Below are 22,351 nucleotides of genomic sequence, written 5' to 3'. Positions count from 1 at the left end.
ACTGTCAGTGGTCCAGCCTAATGTTGTCGGCGATGACGACGACGGCGAGGAAGACCGAAGGACAGGGCGGACCCGAGCGAAGCGACGGGGGCGCAACAGGATCGACAACTGCAGGATCGACACCACCGGGACGGGCGACGCGACAGCCGGCAGCGCGCAGGACTGTCACCCGGAAGGTGGCCACAGGGAGAACGGTGACCGCGAAGAGCGGTGACGGTGACGACCGACGACAACGGGGCTCGGGCACGAGGCGCGGCGCCCCCGACCTACCCGCCAAGCGGGGAACGAACGTCCCGGCGACGGGGAGACGAAAGGGCGAGCCGATGGCAGTCAACAACCGCGAGCAGGCGCTGAACGCCGCGCTCGGCCAGATCGAGAAGCAGTACGGCAAGGGGTCGGTGATGCGTCTGGGGGACAGGACGCACGCCAACATCGAGGTGATCCCCACCGGGTCGGTGGCGCTGGACATCGCGCTCGGCGTCGGTGGCCTGCCGCGCGGCCGGGTCGTCGAGATCTACGGTCCGGAGTCCTCCGGCAAGACGACCGTGGCTCTGCACGCGGTGGCCCAGGCGCAGAAGCAGGGCGGCATCTGCGCCTTCATCGACGCGGAGCACGCGCTCGACCCCGAGTACGCCAAGAAGCTCGGCGTCGACACCGACGCGCTGCTGGTCAGCCAGCCGGACAACGGCGAGCAGGCCCTGGAGATCGCCGACATGCTGGTCCGCTCCGGCGCGCTGGCACTCATCGTCATCGACTCGGTCGCCGCGCTGACCCCGCGCGCCGAGATCGAGGGCGAGATGGGTGACTCGCACGTCGGCCTGCAGGCCCGACTGATGAGCCAGGCACTGCGCAAGATGACCGGTGCACTCAGCAGCGCCGGCACCACAGCGATCTTCATCAACCAGCTCCGCGAGAAGATCGGCGTCATGTTCGGCAACCCCGAGACCACCACGGGCGGCCGGGCGCTGAAGTTCTACGCCTCGGTGCGTCTCGACGTACGGCGGATCGAGACGCTGAAGGACGGCACCGAGATGGTCGGCAACCGGACCCGCGTCAAGGTGGTCAAGAACAAGGTGGCCCCGCCGTTCAAGCAGGCCGAGTTCGACATCATCTACGGCGAGGGCATCAGCCGCGAGGGCTCGCTGATCGACATGGGTGTGGAGACCGGCCTGGTCCGCAAGGCCGGCGCCTGGTTCACCTACGACAGCGACCAGCTGGGTCAGGGCAAGGAGAACGCCCGTAACTTCCTCAAGACCCACCCGGAGGTGGCGACCGAGCTGGAGACCAAGATCAAGGCCAAGATGGGCATCGGGGTCGATCCTGACGCCGTCGCGGGCGATGCCGAGGAGGACATCGACCCTGAGACGGGCGAGGTGAAGTTCTGAGCATGTCAGGACGCCGCGCACCGGGTCCGGAGGACAATCCGGACCCGGAGGCCGATCCGTACGACATCGCGCGGGAGATCGTGCTCCGTCGGCTCACCGACCGCGCCCACTCCCGTCGGGAACTGGAGCAGGCCCTGGCGAAACGGGGCACCGATCCCGAGGTGGCCGCGGTCGTGCTCGACCGGCTGACCGAGGTCGGACTGGTCGATGACCGGGCCTTCGCCGAGGCCTGGGTCGCCTCCCGGCAGGAGCGCAAGCACCTGTCCGTACGGGCTCTGCGGGACGAACTGGTGAAGAAGGGCATCGACCGGGACATTCTCGACGAGGTGCTGCAGGTGGTCGACGCCGACGCGGAGTACGACGCCGCCCTGGCGTTGGCCGAGCGCAAGGTCCGGTCGATGACCGGACTGGCTCCCGAGGTCCGGCGCCGACGGCTGGTCGCGGCCCTGGCCCGCCGCGGGTTCTCCGCCTCGGTGACCTCGCGGGTGGCCTCTGCCGTCGACCTCGACCTGGACGAGTCCTCCGGGTTCGAGTCGAGCGAGGGAATCGACTCGGCCGGGTTCGACGCCGATGGCGGGTTCGGCACCAGGCCGGGGACCGGTGGGTCCGCCGGGTTCGGCGACGACCACTGAGGCTCGCCGCGGCGATCTGGGTCCGACACGGCCCATCGACGGAGCCAAGGTTCAGCACAGTTTGGCGACCCTCAGTAAAATGCCGGCTGAGGGTAGTGCAGTGATCCTTCACCGACGCGTGATCCTTCACCGACGTACGTGATGCATATCGGGGTCGTACGACCCCACGCACGATAGAGATGGTTACCGAGGTGGCCGGCATCGGCAGATGTCCGGCCATTCGGTGCACCACGCTGTAGCGCCCTCCCAACCTGCACGGACGCGTGTTGAAAGGGAGTGCATGCCACATGAACTCGACGGTCGGGTTCTTGGTCCTCGGACTTCTGGTGATCGTCCTGATCGCCATCGGGGTGCTCGCCGCCATCCTGCTGCGCCGTTCCCGGGCGGCCGGGCCGCAGGGCCCGACGCCGGCGCAGCTGGAGGAGGTCGCCAGACTGCGGGCCGAGGCCCAGCAGGAGATCGAGGCGCTGCGGGTCAGGGCGCTGGAAGAGGCTCGTGATCTGCGCGCGGACGGCGAGGCCGAGGCCGAGGCGGTGCGCTCCCAGGCCACCCGGCTGAGAGCCGAGGCGGAGACCTATCAGCGCACCGTGCGTGACGAGGCGGACAGCTACGACCAGTCGATCAGGTCGATCGCCGAGGAACTGCGGCTGAAGGCCCAGACCGCCCTGCGTGAGGCGGAGGAGGCGCAGCTCGAAGGGGAGCGGCTGCGCGGCGAGGCGGCGTCGTTCTCCCAGACCCAGCACGACGAGATCCGCGAGATCCGATTGAGCCAGGAACGCCGGGAGCACCGTCTCACCGAGCGCGAGGAGCGCCTGGACCGGGACGGGTCGGAGCTGGAACGGCGTCGTGCCGAGGCCCAAGAACAGAGCGAGGCGTTGCAGGAGCGGGCGGCGGCACTGACCGCGGCGGAGACGGAGCAGCGGGAGGCGCTGGAGCGGATCGCCGGGCTCAGCGCGGACCAGGCCCGCGAAGAGGTCCTTGCCGTCGCCCGGCAGGACTCCAAGCGGCAGGCCGCGATCATCGCCCGCGACATCGAGACGGAGGCCCGCCGGCACGCCGAGGTGAAGGCCCAGGCGGTGATCGTCGAGGCGATCCAGCGGCTGGCGCCGGAGCAGACGGCCGAATCGGTGGTGTCGACCGTCGATCTGCCCGGTGACGAGATGAAGGGCCGGATCATCGGTCGCGAGGGCCGCAACATCCGCTCCTTCGAGCAGATCACCGGGGTGAACGTCCTGATCGACGACACCCCCGAGACGGTGCTGCTGTCCTGCTTCGACCCGGTGCGCCGCGAGACGGCGCGGCTGACCCTGATGGAGCTGATCGCCGACGGCCGGATCCACCCGGCCCGGATCGAACAGGTCTACGAGCGGTCCCAGCGCCGGATCGCCGACCGCTGCCAGCAGGCCGCCGAGGACGCGCTGCTGGCGGTCGGCATCCACGACTTGCACCCGGAACTGGTCACCCTGATGGGACGGCTGCGCTACCGCACCTCGTACGGCCAGAACGTGCTCAAGCACCTGGTCGAGTGCGCCAACATCGCCGGGGTGATGGCCGCGGAGCTGCAGTTGGACGTCGCCAGCTGCAAGCGCGGCGCGTTCCTGCACGACATCGGCAAGGCGCTCACCCACGAGGTACAGGGCCCGCACGCGGTGATCGGCGCCGACCTGGCCCGCAAGTACGGCGAGTCGGACGATGTCGTGCATGCCATCGAGGCCCACCACAACGACGTCGAGCCGCACTCGGTGGAGGCGGTGCTCACCCAGGCCTGCGACGCGATGAGCGGCGGTCGTCCCGGCGCCCGCCGGGAGTCCCTGGAATCGTACGTCCAGCGCCTGGAGCGCCTGGAGACGCTGGCCGCCGCCCACGAGGGGGTGTCGAAGGTCTTCGCCATGCAGGCCGGGCGTGAGGTCCGGGTGATGGTCGAGCCCGACGCGGTCGACGACATCGGGGCCCAGGTGCTGGCCCGCGACATCGCCAAGCAGGTGGAGGAGGAACTCACCTACCCCGGTCAGATCCGGGTGACGGTCGTGCGGGAGTCCCGGGCCACCGAAGTGGCCCGCTGATCGACCCTCACTCCTTGAACGGCACCTCCTGGTGGGTGTGGTCCTCCATGTCGAGGGCTTCGAGTCGGAGGATCCGGCCGGCCTGGCGTGACCGGGAGCGGCCTTCCAGGTAACCGGCCAGTCGCGTCAACGTGTAGTTGATGATGATGAACAGCACCGCGGCGACCAGGAACGCCGCGATGGAGTTCGACCAGCGGGCGGCCAGGGTCTGCGAGGAACGCAGCAACTCGGGGTAGCTGATGATGTAGCCGAGTGCGGAGTCCTTGACGATCACGACCAGCTGGGAGACCAGCGCCGGGAGCATCGCGGTGATCGCCTGCGGCAGCAGGATCAGCCGCCGGGTCTGGCCGATGCTGAGACCGATGCCGAGGCCGGCCTCGGTCTGGCCGCGCGGCAGGCTGCTCACACCGGAGCGGAGCAGTTCGGCGATCACGGCGGAGTTGTAGAACGTCAGGCCGGCGACCACCGCGACCAGCGGCTTGATCTGGACCGCCTGGCCGGGGAAGAGATCGGCGATGAAGGGCGCGAAGATCGTCATGAAGTAGACGAACAGCATCATCATCAGCACCGGCACGGCCCGGAAGAACTCGATGATCACGGTGCTCACCCACGACAGCGGTCGGCTGAACGACATCCGTCCGAGAGCCAGGGCGAGACCGAGCAGCGAGGCGGTGACCACAGACATCGCCGCGGCCTGGACGGTGTTGATGATGCCGGGCACGATATAGGCCAGCCAGGTGTCGGCACGCAGGAACGGCGACCACTTCGCGCCGGTCAGCTGGGCCCGCAACCCCCAGACCAGGCCGACCACCAGGGCGGCGATCAGGACCATGCCGACGAGGCCGATGATCCGGTTGCGGACGATCCCTCGCGGTCCCGGCGCATCGAACAGGACGGTCGCTTCCCGGGTACTCATCGCTGCACCTGCCACTTCGTCGAGGCCCAGGAGAAGAGCAGGCCGGCCGGCAGGGTGAGGATGACGAAGCCCAGCGCCATCAGGAAGAAGATGGCGTACAGGTGCTGGGGGCTGAACTCGATCATGTTCTTCATCAGGTAGGAGGCCTCGGCCACGCCCACCGCCGACACGACCGTGGTGTTCTTGGTGAGCGCGATGAATGTGTTGCCCAGTGGAGTGATCGCCGCCCGCATCGCCTGGGGGAGCACGACCTGGGTGAGCGACTGGCCGAAGGTCAGGCCGACCGCCCGGGCGGCCTCGGCCTGTCCGCTGGGCACCGTGTTGATGCCCGAACGGATCCCCTCGGCGACGAACGTCGCGTGGTAGCCCGACAGGGCGATGATCGCCCAGATGAACAGTTGCGCCCGTGGATCGACCGTCGGTGGCAACAGGCGCAGGTTCATGAAGAGGTAGAGGCCGAGCACGCAGAAGGTCACGATGAGCGTCAGCGGGGTGTTCCGGATCAGGGTGACGTACGCGGCGCCGAAGCGTTGCAGTGACGGGATGGGGGAGACCCGCATCACGGCGATCACCGTGCCGATGACCAACGCACCCAGCGCGGAGAGCAACGTCAGACGGATCGTCATCCAGAAGGCGGACAGGACGTTGTACTGCTGGAGGAGCTCGATCAGGCCTTGCACGGTGGATCACCTCCGGGGATCGGGGTCCCGGGAAGCGCCGGGTCGCGTCCGCGACGGGGTCGGTGCCGCCCGGTCAGGACCGGCGGTCAGGCCGTCCGGAAGAGCGGTCACGCCGTCCGGAAGAGAGGGGACGGCTGCGCCGGGGCCGCGGGTGGGGTGCGCGCGGTCGCGCCCCACCCGCAGCCGTCGGACTAGGCGGTGCCGGGCTTCGGCGGGTTCAGCTGCGCGTTGGGCTTGTAGCCCGAGGCGCCGACGTTGGCGTCGAGGAACTTCTGCCACGACCCGTCGTCGATCATCTTGGTGAGGGCGTCGTTGACCTTCTTCTGGAGCTCGGTGTCGCCCTTCTTCAGGCCGACGCCGTAGCGCTCCTGGGTGAACGGCGCGCCGACCACCTTGAGCTTGCCCTTGTACTGGTCCTGGGCGGCGTAACCGGCCAGGATGATGTCGTCGGTGGTCAGTGCGTCCATCGAACCTGCCGCGACGGCCTCGGCACACTTCGAGTAGGTGTCCACCTCCTGGAGCTGGACCTCGGGATAGGTGTCCTTGATCTTCTGGGCCGAGGTCGAGCCGACCACCGAGCAGAGCTTGTGGCCCTTCAGGTCGGCCGGGCCGTGGATGTCCGTACGGTTCGACTGGATCAGGATGTCCTGACCGGCGATGAAGTACGGGCCGGCGAAGTCGACCTTCTGCTTGCGGGCGTCGGTGATGGAGTAGGTGGCGAAGACCAGCTTGACCTGGTCGGACTGGATCAGCGTCTCGCGCTGGGCCGACGGGGCCTCCATCCACTTGATCTGGTTCTCCTGATAGCCCAGTTCCTTGGCGACGTAGCGGGCGACGTCGACGTCGAAGCCCTTGTACTCGCTGCCGACCTGCTGGCCGAGACCGGGCTGGTCGAACTTGATGCCGATGGTGATGGTTTGGCCAGTGCCTCCGGTGGACGAGCCGCCCGTCCCGCCCGCCACACAGGCGGACAGGGCGAGGCTCATCACAGCGGCGCCGACGGCGAGGCCGATCCTGCGATGCTGCATCGGGGGTTCCTTTCGGTGGTGTCCGGGCGTCGAAGCCCGGGTGGGTGCGTACGGGAGTCGTACGCGGGGTGGGTGGCCGGAAGGTTCAGTGGGGGAGGATCTTCGACAGGAAGTCGCGGGCCCGGTCGGTCCTCGGGGCGGTGAAGAAGGCGTTCGGATCGCCCTGCTCGACGATCTGCCCGTCGGACATGAAGACGACCCGGTTGGCCGCCTTGCGGGCGAAGCCCATCTCGTGGGTGACCACGATCATCGTCATGCCCTGGCCGGCCAGGTTGATCATCACGTCGAGGACCTCCTGGACCATCTCCGGGTCGAGGGCGGAGGTCGGCTCGTCGAAGAGCATCACTTTGGGCTTCATCGCCAGTGCCCGGGCGATCGCTACCCGCTGCTGCTGGCCGCCGGAGAGCTGGGCCGGATACTTCTTCGCCTGGTCGGCGACTCCGACCCGCTTGAGGAGCGCCATCGCCTCGGACTCGGCGGTCGCCTTGGCCGTCTTGCGGACCTTGGTCGGGCCGAGGGTGACGTTCTCCAGGATCGTCCTGTGGGCGAAGAGATTGAACGACTGGAACACCATGCCGACCTCGGCGCGCAGCTGGGCCAGTTGCTTGCCCTCTGAGGGCAACGTACGTCCGTCGACGGCGATGGTGCCGGAGTCGATCGTCTCCAGGCGATTGATCGTCCGGATCAGGGTGGACTTGCCCGAGCCGGACGGCCCCAGCACGACGACAACCTCTCCTTTGGCCACCGACAGGTTGATGTCCCGCAGGACGTGCAACTCGCCGAAGTGCTTGTTCACGTCCTGCAGGAGGACGACCGGTGCATCCGTCTCGTGGACCAGCGGGCCGGTTGCCTCGGGCTGGATTGATGTCATGTTCGCACGATAGGGCCCATCAGGCCGATTGCACAGAGGTTCCGACGTCCCCACTCCTGATCGTCATCAGGCTGTCATCCCCGCCGTCGCGGCCGGGCCTTCCTGGGTGTCTCCTGTAGAGTGGGCGCGCCATGAACGACACCCCCACCACGGCCGACCGGTCCGCCGGTCCAGGCCCGTCCGCGCCCCGTACGTACGAGGTCCGGACGTACGGCTGCCAGATGAACGTGCACGATTCCGAACGGATCGCCGGTCTGCTCGACGAGGCGGGCTATCGGCCCACGCCCGAGGGGACACCGGCCGATGTCGTCGTGTTCAACACCTGCGCCGTGCGGGAGAACGCCGACAACAGGCTCTACGGCAACCTCGGCCACATCGCCTCGGTCAAGGCCGAGCGGCCCGGCATGCAGGTCGCCGTCGGCGGCTGCATGGCGCAGAAGGACCGCGACGTCATCGTCCGGCGGGCCCCCTGGGTGGACGTGGTGTTCGGCACCAACAACCTGGGCGCGCTGCCGGTGCTGCTGGAGCGGTCCCGGATCCGGCACGAGGCGCAGGTCGAGATCAAAGAGGCGCTGGAGACCTTCCCGTCCGATCTGCCGACCCACCGCGACTCCGCCTACGCGGCGTGGGTGTCGGTCAGCGTCGGCTGCAACAACACCTGCACCTTCTGCATCGTCCCGTCGCTGCGCGGCAAGGAGCGCGACCGCCGCCCGGGCGACATCCTGGGCGAGGTCCGCGCGCTGGTCGACCAGGGCGTCCAGGAGGTCACGCTGCTGGGACAGAACGTCAACGCGTACGGCACCGGCTGGTCCGCCGGGGATGACGGCGACGGTTCCGGACCGTACGCCGGCCGGGGCGCCTTCGCGTCGCTGCTGCGCGCCTGCGGGGAGATCGACGGCCTGGAGCGGGTCCGGTTCACCAGCCCGCACCCGAAGGACTTCACCGATGACGTGATCGCCGCGATGGCCGAGACCCCGAACGTGATGCCGCAACTGCACATGCCCCTGCAGTCCGGCTCCGACGACGTGCTGCGGCGGATGCGGCGCTCCTACCGGTCAGAACGCTTCCTCGGCATCCTCGACCGGGTGCGGGCGGCCCTGCCGCAGGCGGCCATCACCACCGACATCATCGTCGGCTTCCCGGGGGAGACCGAGGAGGACTTCGAACAGACCCTGGAGGTGGTCCGCCGGGCTCGGTTCAGCGCCGCGTTCACCTTCCTCTACTCGATCCGCCCCGGCACCCCGGCGGCCACCATGCCCGACCAGGTGCCGGACGAGGTCAAGCACGCCCGCTACCAGCGGCTGGTCGCGCTGGTCGACGAGATCGCCTGGGCGGAGAACACGAAGCTCGTCGGACAGACCGTCGAGGTGATGTTCGCCGACGGGGAGGGCAAGAAGGACGGCGACACCCACCGGATGTCCGGTCGGGCCCGCGACAACCGGCTGGTCCACGTGGCTGTCCCGGACGATCCGGCGCTGCGTCCGCGGCCGGGCGACATCGCCGAGACCGTCATCACGTACGCGGCGCCCCATCACCTGACGGCCGATGCCGGCATCAGCGGGCTGCGGCGCACTCGCGGCGGTGACGCCTGGACGGCCCGGCAGGCCGCGGCGGGATCGCTCGCGGACCTGCCGACGGCGGATCAGAACGGGTCGTTGCGGCCGACCAGCGTCCAGCTCGGGATGCCGGCGAGGCGTTCCTGAGCGCGCCGGTCCGTACGGCGCACCGGCGCCGTACGGTCCTGGTACCAGGTGCGGACCGCATCGATCACCATCAGGAGAATGGTGATGGCGAGCAGGCTGACACCGATGATGTTCACGGGATCCATGGCAGTGTCCTTTCGTGCACCGGGCGTCCGAGTGGCGTCCGACCGGGTCCCGCCGGTCCGCGTCCCGCGATGTCGGGGACGCTCCGGGGAGCCCTGCCTCCAGTAGACGCAGCGGCCGGCCCGGAGGAAAGGGACTTCACGGACCCGTAACGGCCCGGGCCGGCATCGTCACCGCACCGTACGCCGCTCGACACAACGTCGTAACGCCCGCTGACAAGGGGACGAACCGCTCGCCGGGCGGCGCCGGGGGGAGGACCGTACGGCGCCGGGGCGGCCTGCGGATCCTCACGTCTCCCTGACGGGCGGCGGTCGATCCGCCGGCCAATGGGATCACGGACACGGCTGCGGGATCACCGACACGGCCGGCGGACTCGTCGAGGGGGCCCGTCGACCGCCTCGTAGATCTCCCCGGCACCGGCGTGCCGCCCGTCGGGTCGCGTCCGGGCCGCTCGCTGCGGCAAGCTGGTGGGGTGCCCGAAGCCTCTCTCCTGCCCGTCATCGCCGTGATCGGACCGACCGCCTCCGGCAAGACGGCCCTGGCGATCGAACTGGCCCGTCGGCTGGGCGCGGCCGGTCGGGCTGCCGAGATCGTCAACGCCGACTCGATGCTCGTCTACCGCGGCATGGACATCGGCACCGCCAAGCCGACTGCCGAGGAACGCGCTGCCGTACGCCACCACCTCGTCGACGTCTGGGACATCCACCGGACCGCCACGGTCGCTGACTTCCAGCGGCTCGCCCGCGCCGCCATCGCGGACTGTCGGGACCGTGGGGTGGTCCCGCTGCTGGTCGGGGGCTCGTCGCTCTACATCCGGGCGATCCTCGACGAGTTCGAGTTCCCCGGCACTGATCCCGCCGTCCGGTTCCGTCTGGAGGCCGAGGCCGACCACAGTGGCCTTGCGGAGCTCTACGCCCGGCTGCTCGCCGCCGATCCGGCCGCCGCGGCGGGCATCGAGCCGAACAACGCGCGCCGCGTGATCCGGGCCCTGGAGGTGATCGAGCTGACCGGGCACTACACCTCGACGCTGCCCGAGCACCGCTACGCGGTGGCCGACGTGGTGCAGATCGGGCTGTCTCTGGAGCGTGACGTGCTCGACGAGCGGATCGCCGCGCGGGTGGAACGGATGTGGGCCGACGGTTTCGTCGACGAGGTGCGCCGACTGGAGGCGCAGGGCCTGCGCCAGGGACGTACCGCCTGCCGGGCCCTCGGTTACCGTCAGGTGCTCGACTTCCTGGCCGGCACGATCGACGAGGCGACCGCCAAGGAGACGACCATCACCCGGACCCGGCGCTTCGCCCGCAAGCAGCTCGGCTGGTTCCGTCGCGACGACCGGATCGTCTGGGTCGACGCCACTCGCCCCACCGCGGAGCTGGCGGGTGCCCTGCTCGCGGGACCGTTGCGCGGGCTGGAGGCCGGCCGACCGGAAGGCCGCCGGTGAGGTGACATCCCCCGTGCCATGATGGTCGCCATGCGTGACATCACCTTCGTCAAGGGCCACGGCACCCGCAACGACTTCGTGGTCTTCACCGACCAGGCAGGCCTGCTGGACCTCGCCCCGGTCGAGGTCCGGTACCTGTGTGACCGGCGGGGTGGTGTCGGGGCGGACGGCCTGTTGCGGGCCGTGCGCGGCAAGCACATCCCGGAGTGGGACGGCGACCCCGACGCCTGGTTCATGGACTACCGCAATGCCGACGGATCCGTGGCCGAGATGTGCGGCAATGGGGTGCGGGTGTTCGTCCGCTACCTCGCCGAGTGCGGGCTGGTCAACGACCGGGAGATGACGATCGGCACCCGCGCCGGCGCCCGGCACGCGGCGCTGCTGCCCGACGAGCGGGTGCGGGTCGAGATGGGCCCGGTCCGGCTGCACGACGGCCTGCTCGCGCCGACCGTCCCGATCACGGCGATCGACGGGGGCGGGCCGCGCACCTGGGAGGCCCAGCCGGTCGACGTCGGCAACCCGCATGCGGTGTCCTTCACCGACGACATCGGGGCTCTCGACCTGACTCGGCAGCCGGTCTGGCCGACCGGGGAGTTCCCACTCGGCGTCAACGCCGAGTTCGTCCGGATCCACGACGAGGGCCATGTGGCGATGCGGGTCTACGAGCGAGGCGTCGGCGAGACCGAGTCCTGCGGCACCGGGACGGTCGCGGTGGCCGCGGCGAGCGCGGCCCGCCTGGGCCTGCGGATCGGGGCCGAGGAGCGCCGGATCCGGGTGGAGGTGCCCGGCGGTGTGGTGGTGGTCGGACTCAGCAGGGCGACCGCCGACGCCCCGGTGGTGGCGACGCTGACCGGACCGGCGGAACTGGTCTACCGCGGATCGATCGTCATCCCCGACCTCGGCTGACGGCCGCCGGACACCCGCGCCGCGGCGGCCGCCGCCCCTCCCCGTCTGCGGCAGGCCCCCCGGACGAGCGGACACCTGCTCGCTGTCGGTGCCACCTCCTACACTGGGGGAATCGGAGACCGAGGAGGACCACCATCGCCATCACCCCGACCGGACCCGGTCCGGCAGACGCTCAGGACGGGTACTGGCCCACACGAGAGCGGGCGGCGCAGATCCGCGCCCGCCGGTTGCACCCCGAGGACCTTCCGGAGGACGCCGGACCCGACGAGTCCGTCGATGACCGGGCCGAGCAACTGTCCGAGGACACCGAGGAGTTCGGGCCCACGTTGATGACCGACGAGTTCATCGGCATCGAGGGCAACGATCCGGAGGCGTACGACGGCGACCAGCTCGAGCTGGCCGAGCGTCTGTCGCTGCGCCGGGTGGCGGGCATCCGCACCGACCTGCAGGACATCACCGAGGTCGAGTACCGCCAGCTGCGGCTGGAGCGGGTCGTGCTGGTCAGCGTGTGGACCACCGGCAGCCAGGCCGACGCGGACAACGCGATGACCGAGCTCAAGATGCTCGCCGAGACGGCCGGCTCCGAGGTGCTGGAGGGCCTGATCCAGCGTCGCAAGCAGCCCGATCCGGCGACCTACATCGGCCGGGGCAAGGTCACCGAGGTGCGCGAGGTGGTCCAGGCGACCGGTGCCGACACGGTGATCTGCGACGGCGAGCTGTCCGCCTCCCAGCTGCGCAACCTGGAGGACGAGATCAAGGTCAAGGTCGTCGACCGTACGATCCTCATCCTCGACATCTTCGCCCAGCACGCCCGCAGCGCCGAGGGCAAGGCCCAGGTCGAGCTGGCCCAGCTCCAGTACCGCAAGCAGCGCCTGCGTGGCTGGGGTGGCAACCTCTCCCGGCAGGCCGGTGGTCAGGCCGCGGGCGGTGCCGGCATCGGTGGGCGTGGTCCCGGTGAGACGAAGATCGAGACGGATCGTCGCCGGATCAACACCCGGATCGCGATCCTGCGGCGCAAGTTGCGCGACATGGACGTCACTCGCGAGACGAAGCGGTCGGAGCGACACCGTCACCGGATCCCGTCGGTGGCGATCGTCGGCTACACCAATGCCGGCAAGTCCTCGTTGCTGAACCGGCTGACCGGGGCGGGGGTGCTGGTCGAGGATGCCCTGTTCGCGACGTTGGACCCGACCACCCGGCGTGCCGAGGCCGCCGACGGCCGGATCTACACGCTGACCGACACCGTCGGCTTCGTCCGTCACCTCCCGACGGAGCTGATCGAGGCGTTCCGGTCGACCCTCGAGGAGTCCTCCCAGGCGGACCTGCTGGTCCACGTCGTCGACGGGGCCGATCCGGATCCGGCCGGCCAGGTCGATGCGGTGCGCCAGGTACTCGGCGAGATCGAGGCGACCGACGTGCCGGAGCTGCTGGTCTTCAACAAGATGGACCTGGTCGATGCGACCACCCGGCTGGAGTTGGCCACCGCCTATCCATCGGCGTTGTTCTGCTCGGCCCGCACCGGCGTCGGCGTGGACGCGGTCCGGGAGGCCGTCGAGGCTGCGCTGCCCCGACCGGAGATCGAGGTCCGCGCCCTGGTGCCGTACTCGCGGGGAGACCTGCTCGACAAGGTGCACCAGCACGGTGAGTTCGTCACCCAGGAGTTCACCCCCGAAGGCACCCGGATCGTCGCCTTGGTGAACGCCGACCTGGCGGGGGAGTTCCGCGCGTACGTGGAGGAGTGAGCCCGGCGACGACCGTTCCGTCGGTGCCGGAGGCGCCGGCCGGGCGACCGCTCCGCGCGCGGTCCCGGCCGAGCCGGGTGGAGCGTCTAGTGTTGACGGGTGCCATCCCAGAACGCGCCCACGGTGACCGCCGACGACCTCCTTGAGGCGTCGGTCGGCGTGATCGGCGGCAGCCCCCGTCCGGGGCAGCAGGCGATGGCGCGGGCGATCGCCGAGTGCCTCGCCGGTCGGGAGCACCTGCTGGTCCAGGCGGGCACCGGCACCGGCAAGTCGCTGGGCTACCTCGCGCCGGTGCTGGCCCATCTCGCCGCCCATCCGGACGACCGGGTCGTCATCGCGACCGCCACACTGGCGCTCCAGGCGCAGCTGGCCGACAGTGACATCCCGCACGCGCTGGCTGCGATGGAGAAGGTGGCCGGCAAGCGCGTACGGTCCGCCGTCCTGAAGGGCCGGACGAACTACGCCTGTCTGTTGCGGGTGCGGGGGAACGGGGCGGTGGAGCAGCAGGGGCTCTTCGGTGGCGCAGACGTCGCCGACCAGATCCGTGACTCGGGGGCCGACGAGGTCTCCGTCCTCGGCGCGGAGGTCCTGGCATTGCGCGAGTGGGCCGAGGACCAGGCAGAGCGCGACCGACTCGCCGACCGTGACGAAGCCCCGACTCACACCGCCCGCGGCTGGGCCCAGGTGTCGATCTCGTCGCGGGAGTGCTTGGGCGCGCAGCGCTGCCCGTTCGGGGCGGAGTGTTTCGTGGAGAAGTCGCGGGAGCGGGCCCGCGCTGCGGATCTGGTGGTGACCAATCACGCGATGTTGGCGATCGACGCCATGCAGGAGGGGTCGGTGCTCCCGGAGCATTCGGCGGTCATCATCGACGAGGCGCACGAGCTTGTTTCCCGGGTGACCGGGGCGGCCTCGGCGGAACTCAGCTCGCAGATCGTGGAGCGGGTCGCCAAGCGGGCGATGGCCTGGATGGACGACGACACCGCGTTGGACCTGATGGACGCCGGGGAGTCGCTGGGAACCGCCCTCGACGGCGCGGCGCTGGCCCGGGTGGAGCCGGGGGAGTCCGCGCTGCTGACCGCGCTCGCGCAGGTCCGCGACCTGGCCCGCGACGGTGTCTCCCAACTCGGCAAAGGCAAGGACGGCAAGGACGCGGACAGCAACGAGCGGCGCCAGGCGCAGGCGGCCCTCCAGGAGGTGTTCGAGGTGGCCGAGCGGATGGCCACTCCGGCGGACGGGGACGTCGTCTGGGTGATCGACCGGGAACGTTCCGGCCGCGAGCTGCGCGCCGCTCCGCTGTCCGTGGCCGGGCTGATGCGCGGCTCGATCCTCTCGGACCGTACGGCGGTGTTCACCTCCGCGACCCTGAAGGTCGGCGGCGGCTTCACCAAGGTGGCCGGCTCGTTCGGCCTGCGCGCCGCGGAGCTGGTCGATGGCAACGAACCGTCGGCCGACCGCGGACCGTCGGCGGACGAGGTGATGGGCGCCGGCTTCACCGCGGCGATGGAGGGCGTGCTGCCGTGGCGGGCGCTCGACGTCGGCTCGCCCTTCGACTACCGCAAGCAGGGGATCCTCTACCTCGCCCGGGATCTTCCGCGCCCCGGGCGGGACGGCACGGATCCGGCCGTGCTGGGCGAGATCGCCCAGCTGGTCTGGGCGGCCGGCGGGCACACCCTGGGGCTGTTCTCCTCCCAGCGTGCCGCGCAGGCGGCCGCCGAGCATGTCCGCAACGAGCTGCCCGCAATGGAGATCCTGCTGCAGGGCGACGCTCATCTGGCCGAGCTCACCCGTCGGTTCGTCACCGAGCCGCAGACCAGCTTGTTCGGGACGCTGTCGCTGTGGCAGGGCGTCGACGTGCCGGGGGACACCTGTCGTTTGGTGATCATCGACAAGATCCCTTTTCCTCGTCCCGACGAACCGCTGATGCAGGCCCGCCAGCAGGAGGTCGAGCAGCACGGTGGCAACGGGTTCATGGCGGTGGCCGCCACGCATGCCGCGCTGCTGCTGGCCCAGGGCGCCGGCCGACTGATCCGTCGGACCACTGACCGAGGCATGGTCGCACTACTCGACCCACGGATCGTCACCGCCCGCTACGGCAGCTTCCTGAGGGCCTCGCTGCCATCGATGTGGACCACGACCGATTCCGACGTGGCGGTCCGGGCGCTCCAGCGGCTCGCGGCGGACGCCGAACAGGACGACACCCAGCAGGAGGACACCGAGCAGCACGACACCGAGAAGGGGGACACCCGGGGGGTCTGAGCCTCCGGCGTGGGAGAGCTTCCTCCTGCCGGCCCTGGTCGGTTGTCAGGAACTGTTCTGCTGTCAGGTGAGTCCTGTTGTCAGGTGAGGTCCCGCTGCCGGGCGAGGTCCTCCTGGCAAGCCGTGGCGGTGACGCCGGGAGGACCTCGGGCGTCGGGACAGCGGTCAGACCCGACGGAGGACCGCGACGACCTTGCCGAGGACCGTTGCGTGGGTGCCGTCGATCGGCTCGTACGCGCTGTTGTGCGGCATCAGCCAGACCTTGTCGGCGGTTCGCTTGAACGTCTTCACGGTGGCCTCGTCGTCCAGCATCGCGGCGACGATGTCGCCGTTCACCGCGTCCGGCTGCTGGCGCACCACGACCCAGTCGCCGTCACAGATGGCCGCGTCGATCATGGAATCGCCGCGCACCTCAAGCATGAAGACGTTCCCCTCACCCACCAACTGCTTCGGTAGGGCGAAGACGTCCTCGATGTGTTCCTCGGCGGTGATCGGCACTCCGGCGGCGATCCTACCGACGACCGGGACATTGACCGCCGACGGCAGCGCGTCGTGCAGGCCGGTGGGATCGAACGGTGCGACCTCGGCAGCGGGCCGGGAGGATGCCGCCGGCGCCGAGCTGTCCTGGTCGGGGACCACGACTTCCATTGCCCGGGGGCGATTCGGATCGCGGCGGATGTAGCCCTTCTCCTCCAGCACCTTCAGCTGATGCGACACGCTCGACGGACTGGACAGCCCGGCGGCGTCACCCAGCTCCCGGACCGTCGGAGGATAGCCGCGGTCCTCGACGGTGGCCCGGATGATGTCGAGGATCAGCTGCTGGCGCGGGGTCAGCTCCCGGCGCTCCGGAACCGGCGGTGTGTGGCGGTGGTCGCGGCGCTCGGTCAGGCCCTGCTGCTGAGCCCGGCGCGCCGCTCGGACCTGCGCCTCGACGGTGCTGGTGCGGGGGCGACCCCGCCGGGGAGTCGTGGTGTCGTCCGGTCCATCGGCCATGCGGCCACGTTATCGCGAACGAATCCCCCAATCAAACACCTGTTCGAGGGTGTGAACCGCCCCGGCATGTCCGGAGACTCGCTGGTTTGACTCCTCAGCTTGCTGCTGAGGGTTGTTGTTGAGCGTAGTGGGCCTGCTCGAGAACGACCGGTGGCATGTCTCCGCAGTACTCGTTGAGGCGGCGGTGGTTGTACCAGTCGACCCACTTTGCGGTGGCGATCTCGACGGCGTTCACGTCCCTCCAGGGTCCCTGCCGGCGAATGACCTCGGTCTTGTACATCCCGTTGATGCTCTCGGCCAGGGCGTTGTCGTAGCTCGATCCGACGGCGCCGGCTGAGGGGGTGATGCCGGCGTCGGCGAGGCGTTGGCTGTGGGCCAGGGAGAGGTATTGGCTGCCGTGGTCGTGGTGGGCGACCAGGGCGGTGAAGTCGGCACGGTCCTCCCGCTCACGCACCCAGATGGCCTGCTCGACCGCGTCGAGGACGAGGTCGGCGGTCATCGTGGTAGCGGCCCGCCAGCCGATAATCCGGCGGGCGTAGGCGTCGACGACGAACGCCACGTAGGTCCAGCCGGCCCAGGTCGACACGTAGGTGAAGTCGGCGACCCACAACCGGTTCGGCGCGAGCGGCTCGAAGTTGCGATTCACCAGGTCGGCCGGCTTGGGCCCGATCCCGGCGATCGTTGTCCGTTTCACCTTGCCGCGGACCACCCCGGCCAGCCCCGCCTGGCGCATCAGCCGCTCGATGGTGCAGCGGGCGACGGGTATGCCTTCCCGGTTCAGCGCCAGCCACACCTTGCGGGGTCCGTACACCCCGAAGTTGTCGGCATGGATCCGCCGGATATGTGCCAGCAGCACCTCGTCGCGCTGCTCGCGCTTGGAGGGCAGCCGGTCGCGCCACTCGTAGTAGGTCGACGGGGCGATCTTCACACCATGCTCGGACAACACGGCACAGATCGGCTCTACCCCCCATCGCAACCCACCGGTGGCGGGCTGGTGGTCGGCGTGCTCGCGGATGAAGTCCACGATCACTGCCCGGGCCGGTCGAGCTCGGCCGCGAAGAAAGCCGACGCCGCCTTCAGGATCGCGTTCGCCCGCCGCAACTCGGCGTTCTCCCGCTTCAACCGCTTGACCTCGGCCGACTCCTCCGACGTGACCCCCGGCCGGGCGCCCTGGTCGACCTCGGCCTGCCGCACCCACTTACGCACCGTCTCGGCCGTGGAGATCCCCAGCAGCTCCGCGACCCGGGCCATCGCACCCCAATCGGTGTCCTGATCCGGCCTGATCTCGGCATACATCCTCACCGCCCTGGCCTTCAGCTCAGCCGGATACCTCTTCGACGTGTTCCCTGCCATGACTCCAACCTTCCCAAGGTTCGGAGTCTCCGGACATGCCGGGGCGGTTCAGACACATCGTCCGGGATGTCCTGAAATCACACACTGCCCCCGCCACGATGTGATGTCTCAGGACATCGGAATGGCTCGAACCTGCGGTGCGTAGGTTCGAGTCATTCGTTGCCTCCGGAGCCTGGCGCCGTTCGAGCGGCGCTCCGCGAAGCGGGCTACCGTGTTTAGGACTGATCTGGTCTGCCTTGTTACAGACTCGATGGTCTGTTGCGGACTTCACGACCAGCGCGCTAGGTAGATGGCTAGTAGAGTCGCCTTGAAGCGCAAGGCTTGACCGACCTCGATGACCGCTTCGGGGATGGACGTTTGGGGAGACACGGCAGCGTCACCCGCGACGAGCCTTGGAGACGCGCCGGATAGTCCACACGCCCAGGCCGTAGGCGGTCGCGAGTTGACGCGGACTCACACCAGCCGCGCGCTGCTTGCGGATCTCAGCCTTATCAGTCTCGCTCAACAGCGACCGATTGACTCCGGCGCCGGTGGCGAGGCCATCGCGGCGCAGGACGGCCCGCACCGTGTTGCGTCTGGTTCAGGGGATCAGTGGGGTGTCAGCTCAGTGAGATCTCGTGACTGTTGTGCAGACGAGGTTCAGATGGGAGCGCCGTGCGCTGGTTCGCTCCGAGGCTTACCGTTGTGGCGGTGGAGCCGGTCGTGCACGCCTGCGGCCATGAGGGGGAGGTCCTTGATGTCAGAGTCACCGGATGGGCGACTGGCTGTAGACCTGCGTGCGGCCGCTGAGTTGGACGCGGATATGGTCGTTCTGCCCACCAGACGTACTGACGGCGAGGCGGGTGAGTACGACAGCCATTCGATCGCACTTGCGAAAGCCTTGCGAGAGGCCGGTCTGCGGGTCGACTTCTTGGACCCATCAGAGTCTCGCACCTTCGAGGTCAGGAAGAGCGCTGACCTTGCTGACATCGTCATCAACGTCGCGATCAACATCGGCACGGGGCTGGCTGGTACAGCAATCTGGGAAAGCTGCAAGGCGATCATTACCAAGTTCCGCCAAGCACACAACAAGGTCGATATCCGAGTGCATGAACTCTACCGAAGCCCTGCGCCTCAGGTCGAGGCCATCTCATCGACACACCGCACCGAACAATCCGAAACCACGGCGTCCAGCATGCCGACGCCGAGCGCACACGTCGCCCGCATGATCAAGCGGCTCACCCTCGAGGGGAAGGCGCTAATCGGCGAAGCGGCCCTATCGCTGAAGGCTGATGGGCAGGATGCAGAATCGCATGCCCGCAGCGCCCTGGAACGCCTCCGATCAGCACTCGACTGGGCCGAGGACGGCCCGTCGGAATCTGACACTCACGCAGCTCTCGATCTGGCCGGTCGCTGGGTCCGGGAGACTTTCGGCTGCCGACTTGCCCGCGAGGGGCGGACCTACTCTCTGACGTGCCCAGTGAGGCTCGCTCACACGCGCGTCGGGCTCAGCATCGGCGGGCGGGCACACAGGACGTGTTCGCTGTGCGGGCAGGACTTGTCTGAGTGTGAACACGTCCCCGGACGCGACTACCTCGTCCCGGGCGGCACAGCCGACCTCGGCTGGTGCCGTGTCTGTCTGACCCGCGAACGCTGCGAGCATGTGCCGACTCAGCTTTACCGCGCCGGCGTCGTCTCCATCATCGACCAAGGCGATCTGAACGAGATCAGCCTTGTCGGCAAGCCCGCGATGCCCGACGCCCGCATCCATAGTCAAACAGTCAATCTTGCGGATCTCGAGAGCGCACTTGGACCCGAGTTCAAGCCGGGCATGGACGTGAGTTGCGATTTCTGTCTGGCGCACTGTTCCGGCCTCTACCGTCCATTCGGTCAAAGCGCGGAGATATAGACAGGATGTGGAACGAATATGCGATCGTTGCTCCGCCGATCCGACAGGAAGCGGCGCGTCACTTCACTTGCGGTCCGCCTGCAGCGCTCGCCGGATCGTCGACACGCTTGCCCCAGACGTCGTCGCAAGCTCCCGCTGGGTTTCCCAGCGGCATACTGCGCTCGGATATTGACCTTGTCGGCATCGGTCAGCAGTGCTGGCTTCCCTCCGGCGCTGGTGTCGAGGTCTGTCGGCGCAGCACAGCTCGCACCGTGTTGCGCTGCTGGTTGTACCGCTTAGCCAACTCGTAGGGTGATACGCCAGCCTTGAAGTCCTCTAGAGCAGCGCCACGACCGCCCGATTGACTGCCTGCTGCCGCGGGAGCGGGCGGCCATCGACAACCCTGCTCGACTCCCGCGCATCGCTGAGCAGCCCGATGAGTTCAGTCGTCTGACGCGCCTGCTGGCTGCTTCCCAGCACCCCGACCAATGAATTTCCTTGTCGGAGGCTGGTTAAGGATGTGTAGGTCGCGCATCCGGCGCCGATCACCTTGGCCTCCCTCTGACCGCGCTGGGTCGACCCTCTACTCGGAGTCCGGCCAGCCATGCCTCCAGGAGTTCGTCGTAGGCTCCCCGCCAGGCCAGCCGCAGGGCAGACTGAGCCTTCATCGCCACCTGGAGGACTTGCTCGGCGCGATCGGGGCTGAAGCAAGTGATGGCTCGACGTCCGAGTCGGTAGGCGCCGGCCAATTCATGGTCGAAGTCGGTAGCCGCCAGGGCGAGTTCGTCGTCCCAGGTCTCGTCGCCGTAGACGCCCTGTGAGGATGCGCGCAGCACAGTGACGAGATCGTCGGCGTCCTTGGTCTCGGCAGGCTGGCGGCCGTTGAACGCAATCAGCTTCAGCACGGCGATGAGTTCGAGGGGCGCAACGGGCAGCAGTCTCCTGGACGGCAGAGTGAGGAGGTCCGCGTGCTCGGCTGCCTCAGCGCAGCCGAGCACGGTGAGGCTGGACTCGTGGATGACGACGTCGCCGTCGCTTTCCACGTCACCGAAAGGCACCACGTCCACCTGCTGGCCCAAGAGTCGGCGGCGTTGCCACGCCCGGGTGGGTTCGCCCAGCCTCGCCAGCGTCGTGTCGAAGTCGGAAGCGTCGTGGGCGGCGACGGCGATGTCGACGTCGTTCGTTGCACGGCGGGGCAGGGAGACTCCACCGAGGATGAGCATGAGATCCCTTGCGGTCGCGCCGATGAGCACCCACCGGCCGGAGGCACCGAGGGCGTCGGCGAGGGTGTCCAACAGTTCGCCCGGGACGGGAAGGTCGCTGTCAGTCAAGGGTGCGAAGGTGCGCATCGTTCTTCCTGAGGTCAGCGGCGATATGGAGGGAACGGGCGTCGCCGTCGCGGAGCAGGTCGCCGTAGATCAGCACCGAGGGCACCACTCCGGGCTGGGAGGAGGGCAGGGCATCCCCCCAGAAGCGCTGCCGCACCTCGACGCGGAACGCCGTGGGCGTGGGCGTGAGTCGCAACAGCGTCACGGCGGGCCCGAGAGTTGGGGCATAGACGATGCCGTCAGTGGCGCGGACGTGGCTGTCCAGGACGGCTGCCGCGGCGATCCCGCCAAGGAGGACCCCGCTTGTGGGTTCGAGCCGCGTCTTGTCGGGCCAGGTCCCGTCGGGTGCATACAGAGCGCGGGGCGCGAGGGGGCGGATGGTCACTCTGCGGTAGGCGTCAGCCCAGGCGTCGAGCAGGCGGCCGGCGTGGTGAAGTCTCCCGTCCAGCAGGTGCCCGGCTTCGGTGAGCTGAACAACGGTGTTGTGGACGGTGCCGACCGACACTCTGGCGGTTGCGGCCAGCGCGCGGACCGGGCGGGCGGCCAGTTCGGGATCAGCCAAGAGGGCGAAGGCCACGCGATGGCTGGCGCGGTTCAGGGCCAGCGCTCCCGCGGCCCGTTTGGCTGTAGGCGGGGTCGCTGGCGTGTCGCGCACGTCGGGACCTCCCGGCTCATTGCGGCGCGTGAACAGGACAGTGCGCCCGTCCAGCGACACGTGTGCGTTGCCGAGGTCATCGAGGAAGCTGACGTGTGCTTCGGCCAACTCGTCCGCCGTAGCCTCGTCGACGCGGGTGCTCACAAGAAGCGGGAGCCACCCGGGCTCTTCAGCGGGTGCGCGAAGCCGGCGCTCGACGGGGTGAACATGGAGTCGGTACATGAGTGGCCCGTAGCGCAGGATGAGGCGGCGTCCGCTGGCGGGCTGCACAGACAAGACCGTGATGTCCTTCATCCCGGCGCGCGCCAACCCCTGCTGGACGCGATGCGCCAACACGTCGCCTTGGTAGTTCAAAAGACTCACATGTTCAATATATCTGAACGGATGGTAATTTTGAACACCCGGGTCA

The 22,351-nt window shown here is 69.0% G+C and carries 18 protein-coding genes; 9 read left to right on the top strand and 9 right to left on the bottom strand.

What is annotated here, in order from left to right; translation table 11 throughout:
- Window positions 1-323 precede the first annotated feature (323 nt).
- The 3 genes from recA (at window position 324) to rny (ending at window position 4,080) form a co-directional block, all read left to right on the top strand.
- Window positions 324-1,385, top strand: coding sequence for a recombinase RecA (recA, locus tag R0146_RS13865; RefSeq protein ID WP_317690443.1), 1,062 nt, complete (start codon window positions 324-326; stop codon window positions 1,383-1,385).
- 2 nt (window positions 1,386-1,387) lie between these two features.
- Window positions 1,388-2,017, top strand: coding sequence for a regulatory protein RecX (locus R0146_RS13860; protein WP_317690441.1), 630 nt, complete (start codon window positions 1,388-1,390; stop codon window positions 2,015-2,017).
- 287 nt (window positions 2,018-2,304) lie between these two features.
- Window positions 2,305-4,080, top strand: coding sequence for a ribonuclease Y (gene rny / locus R0146_RS13855; protein ID WP_317690440.1), 1,776 nt, complete (start codon window positions 2,305-2,307; stop codon window positions 4,078-4,080).
- A gap of 7 nt (window positions 4,081-4,087) precedes the next feature.
- Here rny and R0146_RS13850 read toward each other — a convergent pair whose 3' ends face one another.
- The 4 genes from R0146_RS13850 to R0146_RS13835 all read right to left on the bottom strand — a co-directional run bounded on the left by R0146_RS13850 (window position 4,088) and on the right by R0146_RS13835 (window position 7,575).
- On the bottom strand, window positions 4,088-4,996 hold the full coding sequence (locus tag R0146_RS13850) for an amino acid ABC transporter permease (protein WP_317690439.1): 909 nt from the start codon (window positions 4,994-4,996) through the stop codon (window positions 4,088-4,090).
- On the bottom strand, window positions 4,993-5,676 hold the full coding sequence (locus R0146_RS13845; protein ID WP_317690438.1) for an amino acid ABC transporter permease: 684 nt from the start codon (window positions 5,674-5,676) through the stop codon (window positions 4,993-4,995). The genes R0146_RS13850 and R0146_RS13845 overlap by 4 nt, the downstream gene beginning before the upstream one ends.
- A 191-nt stretch (window positions 5,677-5,867) precedes the next feature.
- Window positions 5,868-6,704: a glutamate ABC transporter substrate-binding protein gene (locus R0146_RS13840; RefSeq protein WP_317690437.1), complete on the bottom strand. Its 837-nt coding sequence runs from the start codon at window positions 6,702-6,704 to the stop codon at window positions 5,868-5,870.
- 85 nt (window positions 6,705-6,789) lie between these two features.
- Window positions 6,790-7,575: an amino acid ABC transporter ATP-binding protein gene (locus tag R0146_RS13835; RefSeq protein ID WP_317690436.1), complete on the bottom strand. Its 786-nt coding sequence runs from the start codon at window positions 7,573-7,575 to the stop codon at window positions 6,790-6,792.
- 131 nt (window positions 7,576-7,706) lie between these two features.
- Between R0146_RS13835 and miaB the strand changes: the two genes are divergently transcribed.
- Window positions 7,707-9,278 (top strand): tRNA (N6-isopentenyl adenosine(37)-C2)-methylthiotransferase MiaB, encoded by a 1,572-nt coding sequence (miaB, locus tag R0146_RS13830; RefSeq protein WP_317690435.1) that lies wholly within the window; start codon window positions 7,707-7,709, stop codon window positions 9,276-9,278.
- Here the strand turns inward: miaB and R0146_RS13825 are convergent.
- Complete coding sequence (locus tag R0146_RS13825; protein ID WP_317690434.1) at window positions 9,218-9,403, bottom strand: hypothetical protein; 186 nt, start codon at window positions 9,401-9,403, stop codon at window positions 9,218-9,220. The genes miaB and R0146_RS13825 overlap by 61 nt on opposite strands.
- Window positions 9,404-9,873: 470 nt before the next feature.
- Here R0146_RS13825 and miaA point away from each other — a divergent pair, with 470 nt between their 5' ends.
- The 4 genes from miaA (at window position 9,874) to R0146_RS13805 (ending at window position 15,746) form a co-directional block, all read left to right on the top strand.
- On the top strand, window positions 9,874-10,842 hold the full coding sequence (gene miaA, locus R0146_RS13820) for a tRNA (adenosine(37)-N6)-dimethylallyltransferase MiaA (protein ID WP_317690433.1): 969 nt from the start codon (window positions 9,874-9,876) through the stop codon (window positions 10,840-10,842).
- A 30-nt stretch (window positions 10,843-10,872) separates the two neighbouring features.
- Window positions 10,873-11,748, top strand: a complete 876-nt coding sequence (gene dapF / locus R0146_RS13815; RefSeq protein ID WP_317690432.1) for a diaminopimelate epimerase — start codon at window positions 10,873-10,875, stop codon at window positions 11,746-11,748.
- Between the two features lie 329 nt (window positions 11,749-12,077).
- Window positions 12,078-13,490: a GTPase HflX gene (gene hflX / locus R0146_RS13810; RefSeq protein ID WP_317692415.1), complete on the top strand. Its 1,413-nt coding sequence runs from the start codon at window positions 12,078-12,080 to the stop codon at window positions 13,488-13,490.
- A gap of 195 nt (window positions 13,491-13,685) precedes the next feature.
- Window positions 13,686-15,746: an ATP-dependent DNA helicase gene (locus R0146_RS13805; protein WP_317692414.1), complete on the top strand. Its 2,061-nt coding sequence runs from the start codon at window positions 13,686-13,688 to the stop codon at window positions 15,744-15,746.
- A 165-nt stretch (window positions 15,747-15,911) separates the two neighbouring features.
- On the opposite strand, the gene lexA is transcribed toward R0146_RS13805, so the two are convergent.
- A complete protein-coding gene (lexA, locus tag R0146_RS13800; RefSeq protein ID WP_317690431.1) occupies window positions 15,912-16,739 on the bottom strand; it encodes a transcriptional repressor LexA in 828 nt (275 codons plus the stop codon).
- A 94-nt stretch (window positions 16,740-16,833) separates the two neighbouring features.
- Window positions 16,834-18,092 (bottom strand): IS3 family transposase gene (locus tag R0146_RS13795; protein ID WP_317690159.1). Its coding sequence is split into 2 segments (ribosomal slippage): window positions 16,834-17,804 and window positions 17,804-18,092, totalling 1,260 coding nucleotides; the frame shifts between segments, so codons are not numbered across the junction.
- 802 nt (window positions 18,093-18,894) lie between these two features.
- Between R0146_RS13795 and R0146_RS13790 the strand changes: the two genes are divergently transcribed.
- Window positions 18,895-19,980 (top strand): type 2 periplasmic-binding domain-containing protein, encoded by a 1,086-nt coding sequence (locus tag R0146_RS13790; protein WP_317690430.1) that lies wholly within the window; start codon window positions 18,895-18,897, stop codon window positions 19,978-19,980.
- A 524-nt stretch (window positions 19,981-20,504) separates the two neighbouring features.
- On the opposite strand, the gene R0146_RS13785 is transcribed toward R0146_RS13790, so the two are convergent.
- Window positions 20,505-21,308 carry a hypothetical protein gene (locus tag R0146_RS13785; protein WP_317690429.1) on the bottom strand — a complete coding sequence of 268 codons (804 nt, stop codon included), beginning with the start codon at window positions 21,306-21,308 and terminating at the stop codon, window positions 20,505-20,507.
- Window positions 21,283-22,305 (bottom strand): type IV toxin-antitoxin system AbiEi family antitoxin, encoded by a 1,023-nt coding sequence (locus R0146_RS13780; RefSeq protein ID WP_317690428.1) that lies wholly within the window; start codon window positions 22,303-22,305, stop codon window positions 21,283-21,285. Before R0146_RS13780 ends, R0146_RS13785 begins: the two co-directional genes overlap by 26 nt.
- Between the last annotated feature and the right edge of the window lie 46 nt (window positions 22,306-22,351).

Source organism: Raineyella sp. LH-20, assembly GCF_033110965.1.
In the GTDB taxonomy this organism is placed as follows: Bacteria; Actinomycetota; Actinomycetes; order Propionibacteriales; family Propionibacteriaceae; genus Raineyella.
This window is presented reverse-complemented; position numbering and strand designations above follow the sequence as displayed.